Source organism: Bacteroides sp., assembly GCF_029057325.1.
GTDB lineage: Bacteria > Bacteroidota > Bacteroidia > Bacteroidales > Bacteroidaceae > Bacteroides.
Genome location: NZ_JAICZW010000053.1, coordinates 1 through 18463, shown reverse-complemented (window position 1 = coordinate 18463; position 18463 = coordinate 1). Strand labels below are relative to the sequence as shown.

Here is an 18463-nt window from a genome sequence, read left to right as displayed (position 1 = left end):
ATGGACTATAAAATTTCAATAATCATTCCAATATATCAAGTAGAGAACTATATTTCACGCTGTTGCAGGTCTCTGTTTGGGATGCGATTTCAAGATGTAGAGTATTTGTTTGTAAACGATGCGACACCAGATGGCAGTATGGCTGTTGTAGAAAGCATCTTGAACGAATATCCTTATAGAAAAGCGCATGTGAAATTGCTTGCACATCCAAAGAACATGGGAGTTGCCAGTGCTCGTAATACCGGGCTCAAAGTAGCTAACGGTGAATATATTGCATTCGTTGATGCGGATGATTGGATAGAGGAAAATATGTTTGAAAAATTATATCAAGGAGCTGAAATCGGGCACTGCGACATCGTGGGCTGCGACTGGTACTTGGAGTTTGAAACATCTAGACGCTATATGCGGCAACCAGTCTATGAAAAGAGTGCAGACTGCCTGAAGGCTATGTTGTCTGGTGAAATGCGCTGGTTCTTATGGGCATTCCTTGTGCGCCGTGACATTTATGTAAAAAACAATATCTGTTTTCTTGATGGTGCTAATATCGGCGAGGACATGGTTGTGCTTATCCAGTGTTTCAGTTTTGCCCAGTCATATCGTCATATCTCGGAAGCTCTTTATCACTATGTGAAGTCTAATGCTGCTTCGATGACTGCTCTTGACTCCAAAAAGCAGATAGAGATTGTGAAACGGAATGTAGATGCCACGGTTAGTTTTATTCGTAGCAGGTATCAAAACAATATGGAACAGGAACTGGACTTTTTGAAACTGAACGTAAAATTCCCATTACTGATTTCGGACAACTCTGCCAATTACGAAGTGTGGAACGCCAGTTTCCTCGAAGCCAATCGTTCTATTTGGAAAAACCCCAAGCAACCATTCCGAAACAAATTGCTGCAATGGGCTGTCTCGCACCGCTATTATTGGATAGTAAGAGGCTACTATCGCCTGTTGTTCAGATTCGTGTACGGAATACTATATAGATGATGATTGATTTGTTGAAAGCCGTTTTAACCGGCATTGCGTTCAGTGGGTATTATTTCCCGTTTGAGTTTACATTTTTGCCTGGAATCAATACCAAAATGATATTGGCAGTGGTCGGTATGGTCTTGCTGGTTCTACAATGGCTACAAGAACGGGATGTCAGAATCAGTTCGATGTTTCTGATTATTTCAACTTGGGCGGCGGTTTTTTCTTTGTTTTCTTTATTTTCTGTTACTTATAATAGCACTACTGATTATGTGTATGCATCCTATATCGTTAAAATGTGGGTTTGGTTATCTGGTGCTTACACTATTCTATATTTAATACGGGAAGTACATGGAGAAGTGTCTTTTAGATGGGTATTTCATTATATGGCATGGGTTTGTGCCACACAATCGCTATTGGCCATTTTTATAGATAATGTTCCTGTTCTACAAGATTGGGTTGATGCTTATATTTCGCAAGATGCAGAATTTCTTCACAAGACAAAACGCTTGTATGGTATCGGTGCGTCTTTTGATACGGCTGGTATCCGTTTTTCATGCGCTTTGTTGGGGCTTGGCTATTTGTTGACACATAAAATATCGGATAAACAAAACATGTGGTATTGGGTATTATTTCTTATTATTAGTATCATAGGTAATATTGTATCACGTACGACTACTACAGGATTGATTATAGCTCTTCTATATATGTTCTTTTCCAATTTTTCGTTGAATATTCGCCTTGATTCATCTAAAATGAAATTTTTCATCAATTCAATTTTGCTTATTACGGTAGTGTTAGGAATCACGTACTATTGCTATCATCAATTCCCCATATTTAAAAACAATTTGCAATATGGTTTTGAAGGTTTTTTCAATTGGTATAAAACTGGTGACTGGACTACGAGTTCTACTACCAGATTACAAGATATGTTTGTGTTGCCGGACAACCTAAAAACATGGCTCATTGGTGACGGGTGGTTTGCGAACCCCTATGATTCGGGTGCGTTCTACAAATATACTGATATCGGTTATTTGCGATTCATCTTTTATTGCGGTTGTATCGGATTAAGTCTGTTTGTGTCTTTTTTTATTTTTTGCACATTCATTCTTTTCCAAAAGTGGAAAGAAGGCCGTTTTTTCTTATTAATGTTACTTTTACTTGAATTTATTGTTTGGATAAAGATCTCAACTGACATATTTGTAGTGTACGCTTTGCTTCTGCTGCTAGATAAGTATGAGACTGCACCTGATAATGTTTATTCTCAAAAATCTACTATATGATACCCAAAATTATTCATTATTGTTGGTTAAGCAACGACCCGTTTCCCGAAAAGATACAAATGTGTATAGATTCGTGGAAAAGGGTAATGCCTGATTATGAATTAAAGTTGTGGAACACGCACAATTTTGATATAAAGAACAGTATTTCATACGTGAAAGAAGCGTTTGCCAATCGGAAATGGGCTTTTGTAGCAGATTACATTCGCATGTATGCACTTTATACTGAGGGGGGAATCTATTTGGATTCAGATGTAAAAGTGTTGAAACGATTTGATGAGTTCTTGAATCACTCATTCTTTTCAAGCATGGAATATCATCCTTTTATGGTGGAACGTGACAAATCTTTGGCTAACATTGACGTTGAGGGACATCGAATTGTGGATAAATATATTTCAGGTATTGAAATGCAGGCGGCTATTATGGGAGCGGAAAAAGGATGCCAGTTTGTGAAAAATGTATTAGACTGGTATCAAGATAAACATTTTATCAAGTCTAATGGTAGTATGGGATTGGATGTGATAGCGCCTCAGATATATGCCCGTATTGCAGAAAATTATGGATTTCGTTATAAGGATATAGATCAAAAATTAAAAGGCGGGATGATGATATACCGTTCTGAAATTTTTGCTGGAAATAGGCGCGAAGCTACTTCGGTTTCATACGCTATACACTATTGTGAAAACAGCTGGGTGAAGCTTTCATTTCCTGCCAAAATGAAGCATTATTGGAAATTTTTCCTATATCTACTCAAATCAAAAGTCTGCTAATCCTATCTATGATTTATGTTAGCGGAAGATTCTTATTGCAGAATCTGACAGGTGTAAATCGTTTTGCGTACGAACTTTGCAGGGCATGGATGTCATTAGGAATACCCTTTACCGTATGTTGTCCACCAGGCAAAATTAAGGAGTATTATGATGTTTCCGGTTTTTGTATCGTTGTATGTGGTCAATTAAAATCACATATTTGGGAGCAGTTGTTTTTACCTTTTTGGTTCAACAAAATCCAAGGGAAAAAACTATTGGTTTGTTTCACGGGATTGGGACCGTTATTGGTACGAAAAAAAGTGATGACGATTCACGATTTAGCATTCATGGCTAATCCAAGTTGGTATTCTCTCACATATAGATTATGGTATAGGCTAATGACTCCTCTTTGTGCTGCTACATCTCTAAAAATACTTACTGTAAGTAATTTTTCCAAATCGGAGATTATGCGTAGGCTTTCGGTCAGCAGTGAAAAAATCAGTGTCATTCACAATGCAATTTCTCCAAAGTTTTATTGTTCAGAAGATAAATATGCCAATGGAAAGAAGTTTTGTTCTGGTGAAAAATATATTTTGGCTGTATCCTCTATTGACCCTCGAAAAAATTTTTTCATGTTGCTAAAAGCTTTTAAACATGTGACAGATAAAAGCATTAAGTTGTATATTATAGGTGGGCAAGATGGAATTTATTCCACCTCTATTGCAGAATTGCATGAAGTGAATGGTTCGGAAAGAATAAATTGGTTGGGGCGGGTGAGTGATGCTATGCTTAAAGAGTATTATCTTCATGCGTTATGTTTTGTATATCCATCTTTATATGAAGGATTTGGTATACCTCCTTTGGAGGCGATGGCTTGTGGTACTCCTACTATTGTTTCGGATATTTCTGTATTAAGGGAAGTTTGTGGAGAAGCCTCATTATATGTAAATCCACGTGATGAAAAAGATATTGCTGATAAGATAAATTTATTGGTTGATGATGAAAACTTGTGTCAAGAACTAATAATAAAAGGTCGCAAAAGATGTACGACTTTTGATTGGTTGCATAGTGCCCAAATATTGATTGATGAAATAGGACATTGAATCTTCCCCCAACCCTTAACTTCATGAAAATCCTCCAACTCGGTAAATTCTACCCCGTCCGTGGCGGGGTGGAGAAAGTGATGTACGACCTCATGCTGGGTCTTTCTGCCCGGAGTGTGGATTGTGACATGCTTTGTGCCCTGTCGAAAGGCGGGTCGCAGGTGCTGGACATCAACGGGCACGCGCGGCTGATAGGTTGCCATGCCTGGCTGAAGGCGTATGCCACGATGCTTTCGCCCGCCATGATTTCCGCCTTGCATTGCAGGTGCGAAGAGTATGACATTATCCACGTGCATCATCCCGACCCTATGGCATGTCTTGCGCTGCTACTTTCGAGGTACAAGGGAAAGGTGGTGCTGCACTGGCATGCCGATATTGAGAAGCAGAAGGTGCTGCTCAAATTTTATATGCCTTTGCAGAGATGGTTGCTGAAGCGTGCCGATGTGATTGTGGGTACAACACCCGTTTATACAGCGGAATCGCCTTTCCTGACCCGGGTGCAATCGAAAGTGAAGTTTTTGCCTATAGGCATCGAACCGGTTCCTGCATGTCCCGAACAGACGGGGGAGCTACTGAGAAGGTATCCGGGGAAGAAAATCATCTTCTCCTTGGGACGGTTGGTGGAGTACAAGGGATATCGGTATCTCATAGAGGCTGCACGTTATCTGGAGGATGATTACGTGGTACTGATAGGTGGCAGTGGCCCCTTGGAGCGGGAGCTTCGGGTGGAGATTGAGGCGTGGGGAGTAGGAGAGAAGGTAAAGCTGTTAGGGCGGATTTCCGACGAGGAGCTGCCCGCCTATTACAGGGCCTGTACGCTCTTCTGCCTCTCTTCCATACAGAAGACGGAAGCCTTCGGCATCGTGCAGATAGAAGCCATGTCGTGCGGGAAGCCTGTGGTGGCTACCCGCATCCCTCATTCGGGTGTGGCGTGGGTCAACGAGCATGGGGTGTCGGGGTTGAATGTGGTGCCGAAGGATGCGACAGAATTGGCGGATGCCATCAGGACGATAGCCGGTGACGAACTGGCATACAGGAAATTTTCCGCAGGTGCGGAGAAACGTTATTGGGAGATGTTCACGAAGGATAAAATGATTAATGATGTATTAGATATTTATAAAAAGTTATGGATGAAACAAGAGTTGTCTCAAGGAAATCAATAGATTCCTTAAGTGTCGGTACTTACTGTCAAGAGGGTGTGTCTTCGGCTGAAAGCAGGACAAAGAGGGTGCTGGACTTTGCGACAAGTACTATCGGCATGGTTGTTTTCTCACCGTTATTCCTGATCATTTATATCGCCATAAAGTGTGAGGACGGGGGAAATGCCATTTTCAAGCAGGAGCGTGTGGGCTATCGTGGGAAAATCTTTACGCTTTACAAGTTCCGTTCCATGGCCGTCACGTCCGAGTCGGACGGAAAACCGGCATTGTGCAGCGGGAAGGATGACAAACGTCTGACCTATGTGGGACGTTTTTTGCGTGAACACCATCTGGACGAATTACCACAGCTATGGAACGTTTGCAAGGGGGAGATGAGTTTGGTCGGTCCACGTCCGGAGCGCAAGTTCTTTGTGGATAGAATCAAGGCAATCAATCCCGATTATGAATTACTGTACCGATTGCGTCCCGGTTTGTTCTCCGCCGCTACGCTTTATAACGGATATACGGATACCATGGAGAAAATGCTGGAGAGGCTGCGGATGGACTTGGACTACCTCCATAACCGTTCGTTGTGGCTTGACACAAAAATCATTTTCCTGACGGTGTTCTCCATTCTTTCTGGAAAGAAATTTTAATTTTTATTGAAGGGGTTATCGGGAGTTATTCAGGAGTTAACAGGAGTTATCGGCCAATACCCCGCTTGCATAAGTTAAACTATTGGCTTTTAAATCCTAACGGAGCGAAGCGGAGTGATAACTCCCGTAAACTCCTGATAACTCCTTTAACTTCTACATTATATTATGGCAAACAAAGATAAAATGATACCGAAATCAAATCTGAAGCTTCGCAAAATAGGCAGCAAATATATGATTGTGGAAACTTCCGACAGTTGTGTGAACCTGACAAACGTATATAGCCTGAATGAGACCGCTGCCCTGCTTTGGGAGATGCTGTGCCGAAGAGAGGGGCACACAGTCGAAGAACTGGCGGAGGAGTTATGCAAAACGTATGAGGTGGAATACGAACGGGCCTTGCACGATGTGGAAAGTCAGTTGACGGAATGGGAAAAGATGGGGCTGTTATGATGCTTTCTTCGGAACACAGGGCGTTGCTCAGCCTGCTGCGTGCCGGATTGTGGGAGAGAGAACCGGATGACCTGTCGCCCTTCCCGCTGACGGATGCCGCTTGGTGGAACGTCTATCGGATGGCGGTGCGCCAGACGGTGGCGGGCATTGTCTATCGCGGGTTGCACCATCTGCCCGATACGCTGCTGCCCGGCGATGGCTTGATGATACGCTGGGTGGCGCAAGCGGAGCACATCGAGCAGAAGAACAAGCGGATGAATGTAATGGTGAATCGGTTGTATCGGCGGATGAACCACTACGGTTTGCATCCCGTGTTGCTGAAAGGGCAGGGGACAGCTGCTTTCTATGAACATCCGTTGTTGCGCGAGTGCGGGGATATCGACCTTTACTTCCCCTCGAAAGAGGAGATGCGGAAGGCCGCAGAAATAATGAGCCAAGTAGGATGCCGGTTAGAGGGATTGCCTGACGGAAGTGATTGTTACCGTTGGCAGGGTGTGGAGATAGAGCACCATACGCGATTGTTTGATTTTAGCAATCCGTGGTTGAAAGGTTGCCTCTCCACATTGGTTGCGAAATATGGGTTTATAGACCAACCTCTAACCGGAAATCCTTCGGCTGAATCTCCGATGACGGTTTCCGTGCCATCGCCCTTGTTGAACCTGCTGTTGCTGAATGCCCATCTGCTGAAACATATCATGGGGCATGGTGTCGGCCTCCGGCAGTTTTGTGACATGGCAAGGGCTTACCATACCCTGCAGGGTTGCTATTCTCCTGAAGAGTTGGAAGCCGTGTACAAGCGGACGGGCCTCCTGAAATGGAGCGCGCAACTTCATACATTCCTGACGGAGCACCTTGGTCTTCATGAGGTCGAACTGCCTTTTATGGATATGGATGTGTGTACTTCCCCCGTGTTGCTGCATATCGTGCTCGAAGGGGGAAATTTCGGGAAATACGGTGATACCAAGGGCAAGGCCTCCCAAACAAGATGGGAGCGAAAGCTGCGGACATTTTTCTCTTTTTGGAAGCATCGTGACTTCTCCAATGCCTACGCACGCAAGGAAGCGTTCTGGACTTCGATAAAACTAATTATAGGAAACCTCAAATGAGAAACGAGTATTTTTTTAGAGTGGCTGGACTGCTGTTCTCTGTCACTCTTCCAGGCAGTTGGGATGTGGAAACACTTCTGCCTTCCTTCCGTACGTTCCGGTGCGGAGCGTGGGCGAAAGGTATGCGGATCTTCCGGTTGATTGTCACCACACAACCTTTTGTGGATGATGGAAAACGCACGGAGTTGTTAGGCGAATCGTCTAATGACATGGGGCATGTTCGTCTGTTGCGTGATATCGACAACTATCGGGTAGAAATAGATAATGGTGCTGTGGAGAACGGCATGGTGCATGTAATGGTCGCAGACTCCATTTTCGACTGTGCCATGGCCTACCTCCGTCCGGAAGACCCGTCTGTGGGAACGGTGCTTTCATCTATGATTCGCATCCTTTACGCACAGGCGGTGCTTGAATACGATGGGGTGTCTGTCCATGCTTCCTGTGTCAGCCAGAATGGCAGGAGTTTCCTGTTTCTGGGCAAGAGCGGAACCGGCAAGAGCACACATGCCCGGCAATGGTTGGAAACGATTCCGGATTGCCATCTGCTGAATGACGACAATCCCGTATTGCGGATAGAAGGTGGCAGGGTGATGGCATACGGTACGCCCTGGAGCGGGAAGACACCTTGTTATAAGAATGAGTGCTATCCGGTAGCCGGTATCGCTCGTCTGCAACAAGCCGGAACGAACCGATTCACTCTGCTCGAGGGGCCGGAAGCTTTTGCCGCCCTGCTGCCTTCCTGCTCAGCCATCCGACAGGATGCGCACTTGCAGGAGGCATTGTATCGCACATTGATACAGATGTCCGAACTGGTTCTCGTCGGATGGATGGAATGTCTGCCGAACGGGGAAGCGGCGAGGGAATGCGCTTTTTCGATTGACAAGTGATAATTGACAATTCAAAATTCAAAACTGATAATTTATAATTAATGAGCATGAAAAGAAAACCTTATTTTTTAGTCATACTGGTGGTGACGCTTCTGCTCTCTGCCTGTGGTTCGTCGAAAAAGTTCGTCTATTTGCAGGACATGGAGCCGGGACAGGGTTATCCGTATGACCCCAAGTATGAAGCGGTGGTACATTCCAACGACCGTCTGGATATCACCGTGAGCAGTAAAAGTCCCGAACTGGCCATCCCGTTCAATGCCAACGGGGGCGCTTTCCAAGTGGGCTCCAACGGCATCGTGAGCGAATCGGTCACAGCCAAAAGAGGCTACCGCGTGGACGTGGAAGGCAACATCGACTTCCCCATCCTCGGCAAGCTGCATGTGGAGGGGATGAAGGTGAGCGAGGTGACCGGCCTGATACGCAACCGCATCATCGAGGGGAAGTACATCAAGGACCCGTTAGTGTCGTTGGAGTTCCTTAACTTCAGGTATTCGGTATTGGGGGCTGTGGGAAACACCGGCACCTTCTCGGTGGAGGGCGACCGCATCACCCTGCTCGAGGCTATCGCCAAGGCGGGAGACATCGCCCAGCGGGGCCGCGTGAACTGCGTGAGGGTCATCCGTGAGGAGGACGGGCAGCGGGTAATGTACACGCACGACCTTCGCAGCAAGGACCTTTTCCGTTCGCCTTGCTACTACCTGCAACAGAACGACATCGTCTATGTGGAGCCGCGCTACCGTAAGCAGGACCGCGAGGATAGGAGCTGGAAAATCATCACCACCATCCTCTCGTTCATATCAGCCACGAGTTCCCTCATTTGGATTCTTAAATAGTTGACAAGTTGACGAGTTGACAAGTAGTTTTAATCATTCTGAATTATGCAAAACAATACTTTATCCAACAAGAACGAACAGAGCATCAACCTGGTGGATCTGTTCGTCTATCTGCTCTCCAAATGGAAGTGGTTCCTGCTCTCCGTACTGATATTCGGAGGGGTGGCGTGGTACCGGTACGCCACATCGCCGCTGGTCTTCTTCCGCAACGTCACGGTCATCATCAAGGACCCCTCCAACAAGACCTCCACGGCGGGACTCGACCGCTACGACAACTATATCAACAAGGTGAACGTCGCCAACGAGATTCTCCAGTTCCGTTCCAAGCGCCTGATGCGCGAGGTGGTGCAGCGGCTGCATGCCGATGTGGACTACCGGCTGGAAGAGGGCTTGCGCATGAACGAGCTTTACAACCTCTCGCCGGTGAACGTCTCCTTCATCAACGTGCTGCCTGAGCGGTATATCTCGTTCGTGCTGACACCCAAGGGTGACACGACGGTGACGATCTCCGAGTTCAAGGGGATGCCCGCCGCGAAGGAGTCCTACGACGTGGCTCTGAACGACACGCTCACCATTGGCAGCGAGCGCATCCTCCTCACCCCCACCGAGCATTGGGGCAAGTCGTGGGCGGGTCGCGACATCCATATCTGCAAGAACCCGCTGAACGCCGTGGCGGGCCGCTTCCAGGGAAGCATGGGCATCCGGCAGGAGGAAGACGAATCGTCCATCCTCGTCCTCTCGCTGAAAGACGCCTCGCCTTTGCGCGCCGAGGATGTGCTCAACACGCTGGTCAACGTCTATAACGAGGAAGCCCTCAACGATAAGAACCAGGTGGCGGTGAACACTTCAGAGTTCATCAACGAGCGCCTACTTATCATCGAGCGCGAGTTAGGCGGCGTAGAGACCAAGCTGGAGAGCTTCAAGCAGAGCAACCTGGTGATGGACATCAGTTCGCTGGCGGGGCAGTATATGGGCGAGGCGCGGAGCTACGACGCCGATGCCATGGAGCAGGAGACCCAGTTGAAGCTGGCGCAGTTCATCAAGGAGTATCTGACAGATCCCACCAAGAACCGCGACCTCATCCCTTCGGGGACGGGCATCAGCGATGCTACGGTGGAGAACCAGATAAGCCAGTACAACGCCCTGAAGCTGAAGCGCGACAAACTCATCGACGACAGCAGCGAGAGCAACCCCGTGGTGGAGGAACTGAACAACACTATCCACGCCCTGCGTCAGAGCATCATCCGGGCGGTGGACAACATGATAGTGGGCATCAACATGAAGCGCAACGACGCTCGCAGCCGCCAGGCACAGGCGCAGGCACGCTTCACCACCGTGCCCACCAAGGAGCGGCAGATGCTCTCCATCGAGCGGCAGCAGAAAATCAAGGAGTCGCTCTACATGTTCCTGCTCAACCGTCGCGAAGAGAACGCCCTTTCGCAGGCGATGGCCGACAACAACGCGCGTACCATTGACAGCGTGGATGGTCCCGCCGGACCCATCTCGCCCGTGCGCAACCGCATTCTGCTGCTGGGCGTGCTCGTCGGTCTGGCCGTTCCCGGCGTAGTGTTCCTGATGATACTCTTTATGGACACTCGCGTGCGTAGCCGCAAGGACCTGAAGGGTGCGGTGAGCATCCCCTTCCTCGGCGAGATACCGCAAGACAAGGAGGCGGCGAAAACGAGCGTTGCCGTGGGCGGGGAAGATGACGGCATGCTGTCCGAGAGCTTCCGCATCCTGCGTACCAACATGGCATTCATGGCAAAAAAAGATAAACCGATGCAAGTCATCACCTTTACTTCGTTTAATGAAGGTGCGGGAAAGACATTCATTTCCCGCAACCTTGCCATGAGCCTCGTGCTTACCAAGAAGCGCGTGGTGCTGGTGGACCTCGACATCCGCAAGGGTACGCTGAGCCGCCACTTCAGCAAGCATCCCGTGGGCGTGACCAACTACCTGGCCGATGACTCCATCGCTTTGGATGACATCATCCACACCGACGAGAAGTCCGGCAACCTCGACATCATCTCCTCGGGCACCGTGGCGCCCAACCCCGCCGAGTTGCTGATGGACAGCCGCCTGGACACGATGATGGCAGAGCTGCGCAAGCGTTACGACTACGTCATCGTGGATAACGTCCCCATAGGCATCGTGGCGGACGCCACCATCAGCAACCGCATCTCCGACCTCACCATCTTCGTGGTGCGCGCCGGTAAGCTCGACCGCCGCCAGCTCCCCGACATGGAGGAGCTCTACCGCGAAGGCAAGCTCCGCAACATGGCGCTCATCCTGAACGGGGTCGATCCGCACCGCCGGGGCTACGGTTACGGATATGGCTACGGTTACGGGAAACACAAGAAGAAAAAGTAAAAAAACTAAAAAACATATCGATATGGCAACAGAAATCAAGTATCAAATCAACGGGCAGTTGATGGACAACACCGTCACCAAGGACAACACCGAAGACGTTATCCTGGTCCCCGTCTCCATCGGCGCCGCCGATGAAGAGCGCATCATCAGCGAGATGGTGGCAGAAGACTCCGGCCTCCGCCGCGAGACCATCCTCCACGTGCACGAGCTGGAGAAGCGCATAGTCAAACGCCTCCTCATGAGCGGCTACAGCGTCAACGCGGGCCTCTACTACGCCTCCACCTCCTTCCGCGGAGTCATCGAGAACAGCGCCTGGAACCCGCAGAAGAACTCCATCACGGTGAACTTCCAGATGGGGGCCGATCTGCGCCAAGCCATCAAGAATACCACCGTCAACATCATCGGCGAGAAGGGTGCCGCCATCTACATCGGCGGCGTGGCCGATGCCGCCACCCGCGCGCAAGACGCCACCGCCACCGCCGGACGTGCCTTCACCCTCACGGGCCGCAACCTCCGCGTGGCAGGCACCGCCGAGGAAGTGGGCATCACCCTCACCTCGGAGAGCGGTGCCATGACCCGCATCACCGACGACCTCTTCGTGGTGAACGACCCCTCGAAAGTCATCTTTATCATCCCCGCCACGCTTGCCGACGGCACCTACCGCCTGCGCCTCACCACGCAGTATGGCGGAGGGAACCGCCTCCTGAAATCCGTCCGCACGGTGGAGAAACTCATCTACGTGGGCACCACACCCCCTTCTACGGGAGGCGGCGAGACAACCGGCGGAGGTTCCGGCAGCGATGGCGATCAGGAAAAGAATCCCCTCGGATAATGCAAGACGCCCTCGCACGGTAATGTGAGGCATCCTCACACGGTAATGTGAGGCACCCTCACATGGCGGGGAAGCATAAAAACGGATTTATTAACTTTTTAAACATTATAAAGTGTATGGACAAAAATGAAAACAAGGACTTGAAGCCCTACGAGGCTCCTGCCACGAAGAAGACTCAGGTGGAACTGGAGGGGAACCTGTGCGGTTCCATCGATGCAACAGCCAAGTCACCTGGTGTGACAACTACAGCTCAAGATGTAAATACGGATTTTAATTCGGCCAATGACTTTTCTAACGGTAGTTGGGATACAAACAACTAATAAAAACATAATCTGAATGAATATGAATAAGAGATTTTTAATTCCGGCTCTTGCTTTGCCTTTGCTGGCCTTAAGCCTCGCCGGATGTACAGATGACGATATGCCGGGCAACAAACCCCTGCCCGAAGGTGTGGAATTCAATTTCGGTGCCGGGGTTGACTCCGAGTCCGGTGAGACGCGTACCTATTACGACCCTACGGATGAGGCCAATCCGGCTGCCACTGCATGGAAGATTTTCTGGAACTATGAGGATCCAAAGGACCACATCTACATCTATTCTCCCGAGGCGGCGGCCGGGCGCAATCAGGCTTCGTACACGGTCAATGCCACGCAGAACTTGGCTGGCCCTGCTCCTGTCACCAAGGACGGCGATACCGGCGTGCAGGTAGGTACGGCCGACAGTTACAACTTCTACGCCATGTATCCCGCTTCGGCTGTCACGGCAGGCAGCGGCACGGGCAATGCGCTTTCCGCCACGATGCCCGTCAACCAGACGGCTTCCGCTACGGAAACGATGACTGACAAACCGGTTACAGAACTCCAGACGACCGCCGACATGAACTGTGCGCTGATGATTGCCAAGGAAACGGGTTACACGCCCACTACCGGAAATGAAGGAAAAGTGCAGTTGCAGTTCGAGCCTTTCGCCACGATGATGGACATCACCGTAAATGGTACTAACAGCAATACGACGTCGAATGTGCGCATCACTTCGGTTATCATCGAGGCTGACGCTCCCATTGCGGGCGACTTCACGTATGATTACTCGAATGGGAATTTTACCTTCGGTACAAACGCCTCAAACAGCATTTCGGTTGAGACGATGTTCAACGATGCCAGTGGCAACAAGGTGGGAGTGTTGATGGGTAATAGCAGCACGTTTCGGGTGCGCGCCTTCATGATTCCCAACCCGGATGTCACGACGCTTAAGGTAAAGGTCGTGACATCACAGGCCAAAAACATAACCAAGACTTTGGAGATGGGTAAATTCCAGCCGAAGCAGATTCATTTCGTGAAACTCCCGAAGATTGATGTTGACAATTTGAAACTTGACTACACGATTTGGCTGTCGCAGTTAGACGAGAACATCTACCTCTCCGAGATTTCATTGCCGGGCTCCGCGCTGACGTTCAACTATCTGCATTCAGACGACTACATGCAGACCCAGACAAAGACCCTGGCCGAGCAGTTCAATGCCGGTGCGCGCGTGTTCCAGTGCCATGTCAATACCATCAATCAGACATCTTCCATTGATGGTGGAAGCACGTCGGTGGGCATCACGGATTCTCAAGGTAATTCTGTATCGAATCCTGCCGGCGGTTATTGGACTCTCAGCGATGTGCTCAAGGCCTTGCATACGGAGATGTCGGGAATCCACAAGGACGAGTTCTGTGTGCTCACCATCTCCGACTGGATTGCTGACGTAAATGAATCGAAGATGTCCACTTTGTACAGCTGCTTGAAAGTCATACTTGACAATGCCGCCAGTCAAGGCTTGGTTGCAACCGGCATCACTCCCAACACCACCATCGGCGATGTCAAAGGAAAAATAATTATCAAGGTGCAGCTTAACGGTAAATACACCGGCGCATGGAATCAGTTGGCCGAAGCCAATATATGGACGAATTCCTATGCAAAGGCCGCTGAAACCGCCCCGTATTATGCGCCCATGCTCTACGGTACGCTTCCTGCTACCAATGCCGGTGGCTCATCAGCTTCGGCTCTGACCGGGAATATGAACATCATCTATTCTGATTGTGCTAATCCGATGGAATGGAAAAATTTGAATTCGGGTTGGGGAGTAACTATGGGATTCGGATATAGATCCGGTGTTGAAAGCAACGCAACGGCCATTCTTGCCGCATACGCCGACAATTACAACTCAAACGAGCATAAGAACTTCGCGATGACCTATTTGGGAGGGTGCGGTGCTTTACATAAAAGTATAAAAAATACATATTACTACACTTCTCAAGTTGCAGCAACTCTCAACACCCTTTGGCTTAACAAAACCGACAAGCCTACCAACAAGCCGTGGGGTTGGGTAATGTTCAACTGCGTAGGCGATGCAACGAACGTGCCCACTACCGCCCAAGGTATCCAAGCCGTGATTGAGCACAACGCCGATCCGAACTTCACGCTTGCCCGTCGCCCCGCTGCCAAGAAAGCGCCTTCTGGTGACGTTCTCGGCACTGGAAACGGAGAATCTCTTTGGTAAGTAAATCACGGCGTAATCGCGGTAGGTACGCACCGCCCGCGATTACGCCTCTTTGAAACAATACATTACATACTATTTTCACTTTATGAAGAAACTTAAGAATACTATATACGGCATATCGGCATTAGCCTGCACGTTTGCCATGAGCGGATGTACGGCGGACGACCTCTCTGTCGGCGGCGGGAATACCCTCATAGAGGTCACCACCCAACCGTCGGCATCCGGCGAGGTAGAAAGCCGCACGGCGATAGACCCCACCGACTACACCTCCGGGCAGATAGGCATCAACTGGCTTCCCGAAGATGTGATAGGCGTCTATGGCGGCAACGGCACGACCAACGCCCCGTTCAGCAACCAAAACACGGCCGAAAGCGACAAGGCCACCTTTGCCGGCACGCTGGCAAGCGGGGAGACGCCGCAATACGCCTACTATCCCTACACCTCCACGGCGGGCACCGACCCCGCGGCGGTGAAAGGCACATTGGCAGGCACGCAGCGCTACAATTCCACCACACGCCGGCTTGAAGGCGACTGGAAGGCGGGCACTCCCCAGCCGGGCAACAGCGGGAAGTTCTGCTTCAAGAACATTTTCCCCTTCCTGCGCTTCGCCGTGAACGCCACGGGCACGGATGTGGCAAGCGAGCGTCTGCTCAGCGTGTCGCTCCAGATAGAGGGCGCGCAGCTGTATGGCGACTTCACCTGCGACCTCACCCAGAGCGGCGCCACCACGCTTACCCCGGCCGGCGATGCCGCCAAGGTGGTGATGGAATGGAGCGACACGCCCGAGCTGACCGGCGGCTCCACGGTGTACGGCTACATGAGCGTCTTCCCCGCCACAGGCTTGCAAGGCAAGACGGCCACGGTGACCGTCACCACCCACAAGCACATCGCCACCTTCACCACTACGATGAAGGCCGATGCGCTGAAGGCCAACTACTACTACACCGTGCCCCTCTCCCTGGCACTGTATGCCGACAGCTGGACGCTGGAAGAGAACCCCGACGGCAAGGAGGAGAACGCCGCCTGGGTGTCCGGGCTCCAGAGTCGCCTGGCCTGCGCCAACACGGTCTATGCCATTGCCGGGCAGCCCTTCATGCACAAAATCCGCGTGCCCAATGACCCTTCGCACACTACCTCTGCGGAGAACATTGCGGCGGTTCCCGTAAAGGAAGGCGTGAAGCGTGCCTACAACCTGCCCGAAGGTCTGACGTGGAACGCTGAACGCTGCCTTGTGCAGGGTACGGCACCCGCAGCCGACGACTATGTCTATTCAGTAGAGTTCACCGTGGGCGGCACCACCTATCAGGAAGGCATCAAGCTCCACGTGGCCGCTGCGGCCGACGAACTCCTGTCGCCCACCCCCATGATGGGCTGGCAGACCTGGAATGTGCTTAAGGGCGAAATCAGCTACGACATCCTTTCCGCCCAGCTGGCAGGCATGAGAGACAAGGGTCTCATCAGCGCTGGCTACAGCTACTTCGGCATAGACGACTGCTGGCAGGTGAAGGATAAGAACGAAAACGGCCACCAGATTCCCAATGCAGACAAGTTCCCCACAGTGGACGGCGTGAACGGCATGAAGCGCATGGCGGACTTGATTCACAGCTACGGCCTGAAAGCCGGTATCTACACCGACTGCGGAACCAAGACCTGCGAGAAGTACTTCGCATCCTACGGCTACGAGGAACTCCATGCGCAAGACTATCAGGACTGGGGCTACGACTTCGTAAAGGAAGATTGGTATTACGACACCACGATGGCTCCCACGGGTGCCACCTCATCGAACTTCAAGGATGGATATGCCGGCCTCAATACCGAATGGAACTCCCACAGCAAGGCACTTGAACTCTACACCAAGATGGGGCAGGCGCTCAAAAGCCGCGGCCTGATGCTCTATATGTGCGAATGGGGTGTTCACGAACCTTGGAAGTGGGGTGCCGAGACTGGTGCCACCTGCTGGCGCATGAGCTACGACGGCCGCGACGGCTGGTGGGGCAAGGTCGGAAGCAGCAAGAACAACGATCAGAATGCCAACGGTGTGGGACTGCACAACACCATCGTGCTGATGCGCAACCTTTGGCCGTATGTGGGCATCAACCGTTACAACGATGCCGATATGATCTGTGTCGGTATTCGTGGCACCGGCCAATCCTCGAACGATTGTGTTTATGTTGAATTTCCTATTTCCAATCCAACAAGAAGGAATCCCGGCCTGAACTCAATCGAAGCCGAGACCTCATTTGCCATGTGGTGTATGTGGAGTTCTCCCATTCTGCTGGGCTTCGACATGACCAAGGACATGACTTCGGCCGAATTGGCGCACGACCTTGCGCTTGTCAAGAACGAGGAACTTATCGCCATCAACCAAGACCCCTTGGGACAGGGCGCCGAGTACATCAAGAGTGCCAACGGCATCGACTACTATCAGAAGGATCTTGCCAACGGCGATGTGGCGATTGCCGCCGTCAACCTCAGCGACAGCCAGGCAACCGCTACCATCTCCATGACCGATTACGATGCTCTTGACCAAAGCGCATCCTATTCGGCAAGAGACCTTATCGGACTGAAAGACGCGGGAAGCCTCTCCGCTTCGTCATCGCTGACTGCTACGATTGCGGCGCACGGCACCTTCGTCGTAAGGTTGACAAAAAACAACTAATTAATCTTTTTTAATAACAACAAGATGACTAAGAAATTCTTTTTAACCGCCTTGTGCGCCCTGGCTCTTTGTCCGGCCTTCGCGCAGACTTCCGACACAGAAGAAAAGGTGGAATACAGCACGGACAAGTACAAAGTGGAGACCAACCGCTTCTGGAGCAACTGGTTCATCAGCCTCGGGGCCGGCGGACAGGTTTACTTCGGCGACCATGACAAGCAACAATCTTTCGGCAAACGTATCGCTCCGGCACTGGATGTGGCTGTAGGCAAGTGGTTCACTCCGGGCATCGGCGTCCGCTTCATGTATAGCGGTCTGCAAAGCAAGGGTGCCACCAAGCATCCGGGTGACAAGAACGAGGATTCGGCTCACGGAAATGGAAAACCTGTAGATGGTGGCGGTGCTCCCCACTGGCTGGAGCAATCCAAGTACAAGATGGGTAACCTCCACGCCGACGTGCTTTTCAACGTGCTGAATCTTTTCGGCGGCTACAACGAGAACCGCAAGTGGGACCTCAGCCCCTATGCAGGTCTCGGCTGGGCACGTGTCTATGACTCGCCCTCTGCCAAAGAGGTGAGCGCCAATCTCGGTATCCTGACCTCCTGGCACTTCTGTGATGCGCTGGCTTTGAACCTCGATGTGCGCGGCATGTTTGTCAACGACCGCTTCGACGGTGAGGGCGGTGGCCGCTTCGGTGAGGGAAACCTGTCTGCCACATTGGGCCTGACCTACAAGTTCAAACAACGTGGCTGGAACCGCAGCAAGACCGTTTATCGTTACAATTATGGTGATTTGGAAAGCATGCGTCAGAAGCTGAACGACATGACCGCCGAGAACGAACGCCTGAAGAACGCCCTTGCTGAAGGCGACAAACAGAAGGCACAAACTATCGTGA

At 50.6% G+C, this 18463-nt stretch carries 16 protein-coding genes; all 16 read left to right on the top strand.

The genetic code is table 11. The annotated features are described in order from the left end of the window. Positions 1-987, top strand: a complete 987-nt coding sequence (locus tag K2G43_RS03625; protein ID WP_300152999.1) for a glycosyltransferase — start codon at positions 1-3, stop codon at positions 985-987. After that, a complete protein-coding gene (locus tag K2G43_RS03620; protein ID WP_300152998.1) occupies positions 984-2252 on the top strand; it encodes a hypothetical protein in 1269 nt (422 codons plus the stop codon). The genes K2G43_RS03625 and K2G43_RS03620 overlap by 4 nt, the downstream gene beginning before the upstream one ends. Next, positions 2249-3019, top strand: coding sequence for a glycosyltransferase (locus K2G43_RS03615; RefSeq protein WP_297642561.1), 771 nt, complete (start codon positions 2249-2251; stop codon positions 3017-3019). The genes K2G43_RS03620 and K2G43_RS03615 overlap by 4 nt, the downstream gene beginning before the upstream one ends. Before the next feature lie 8 nt (positions 3020-3027). Beyond that, positions 3028-4101, top strand: a complete 1074-nt coding sequence (locus K2G43_RS03610; RefSeq protein ID WP_300152997.1) for a glycosyltransferase family 1 protein — start codon at positions 3028-3030, stop codon at positions 4099-4101. A gap of 23 nt (positions 4102-4124) precedes the next feature. After that, entirely contained in the window at positions 4125-5264 is a 1140-nt protein-coding gene (locus K2G43_RS03605; protein ID WP_300152996.1) for a glycosyltransferase, read from the top strand. After that, positions 5228-5896, top strand: coding sequence for a sugar transferase (locus K2G43_RS03600; protein ID WP_297642565.1), 669 nt, complete (start codon positions 5228-5230; stop codon positions 5894-5896). Before K2G43_RS03605 ends, K2G43_RS03600 begins: the two co-directional genes overlap by 37 nt. Before the next feature lie 183 nt (positions 5897-6079). Beyond that, positions 6080-6346 (top strand): PqqD family protein, encoded by a 267-nt coding sequence (locus K2G43_RS03595; RefSeq protein WP_297642566.1) that lies wholly within the window; start codon positions 6080-6082, stop codon positions 6344-6346. Further along, a complete protein-coding gene (locus K2G43_RS03590; RefSeq protein ID WP_300152995.1) occupies positions 6343-7452 on the top strand; it encodes a nucleotidyltransferase family protein in 1110 nt (369 codons plus the stop codon). The genes K2G43_RS03595 and K2G43_RS03590 overlap by 4 nt, the downstream gene beginning before the upstream one ends. Next, the gene (locus tag K2G43_RS03585; RefSeq protein ID WP_297642569.1) at positions 7449-8339 is read left to right on the top strand and encodes a phosphoenolpyruvate carboxykinase; all 891 of its coding nucleotides are present in this window, start codon (positions 7449-7451) and stop codon (positions 8337-8339) included. The genes K2G43_RS03590 and K2G43_RS03585 overlap by 4 nt, the downstream gene beginning before the upstream one ends. A 47-nt stretch (positions 8340-8386) precedes the next feature. Next, positions 8387-9172, top strand: a complete 786-nt coding sequence (locus tag K2G43_RS03580) for a polysaccharide biosynthesis/export family protein (RefSeq protein WP_300152994.1) — start codon at positions 8387-8389, stop codon at positions 9170-9172. A 45-nt stretch (positions 9173-9217) separates the two neighbouring features. After that, positions 9218-11542, top strand: coding sequence for a polysaccharide biosynthesis tyrosine autokinase (locus K2G43_RS03575; RefSeq protein WP_300152993.1), 2325 nt, complete (start codon positions 9218-9220; stop codon positions 11540-11542). 22 nt (positions 11543-11564) lie between these two features. Beyond that, on the top strand, positions 11565-12374 hold the full coding sequence (locus K2G43_RS03570; protein ID WP_300152992.1) for a DNA-binding domain-containing protein: 810 nt from the start codon (positions 11565-11567) through the stop codon (positions 12372-12374). Positions 12375-12490: 116 nt separating this feature from the next. After that, positions 12491-12694: a hypothetical protein gene (locus K2G43_RS03565; protein WP_300152991.1), complete on the top strand. Its 204-nt coding sequence runs from the start codon at positions 12491-12493 to the stop codon at positions 12692-12694. Between the two features lie 22 nt (positions 12695-12716). Then, positions 12717-14912 carry a hypothetical protein gene (locus K2G43_RS03560; RefSeq protein WP_300152990.1) on the top strand — a complete coding sequence of 732 codons (2196 nt, stop codon included), beginning with the start codon at positions 12717-12719 and terminating at the stop codon, positions 14910-14912. Positions 14913-14997: 85 nt separating this feature from the next. Beyond that, the gene (locus K2G43_RS03555) at positions 14998-17571 is read left to right on the top strand and encodes an alpha-galactosidase (protein WP_300152989.1); all 2574 of its coding nucleotides are present in this window, start codon (positions 14998-15000) and stop codon (positions 17569-17571) included. A 24-nt stretch (positions 17572-17595) separates the two neighbouring features. Next, the coding region (locus tag K2G43_RS03550; protein ID WP_300152988.1) for a cell envelope biogenesis protein OmpA at positions 17596-18463 on the top strand (868 nt) is incomplete at its 3' end.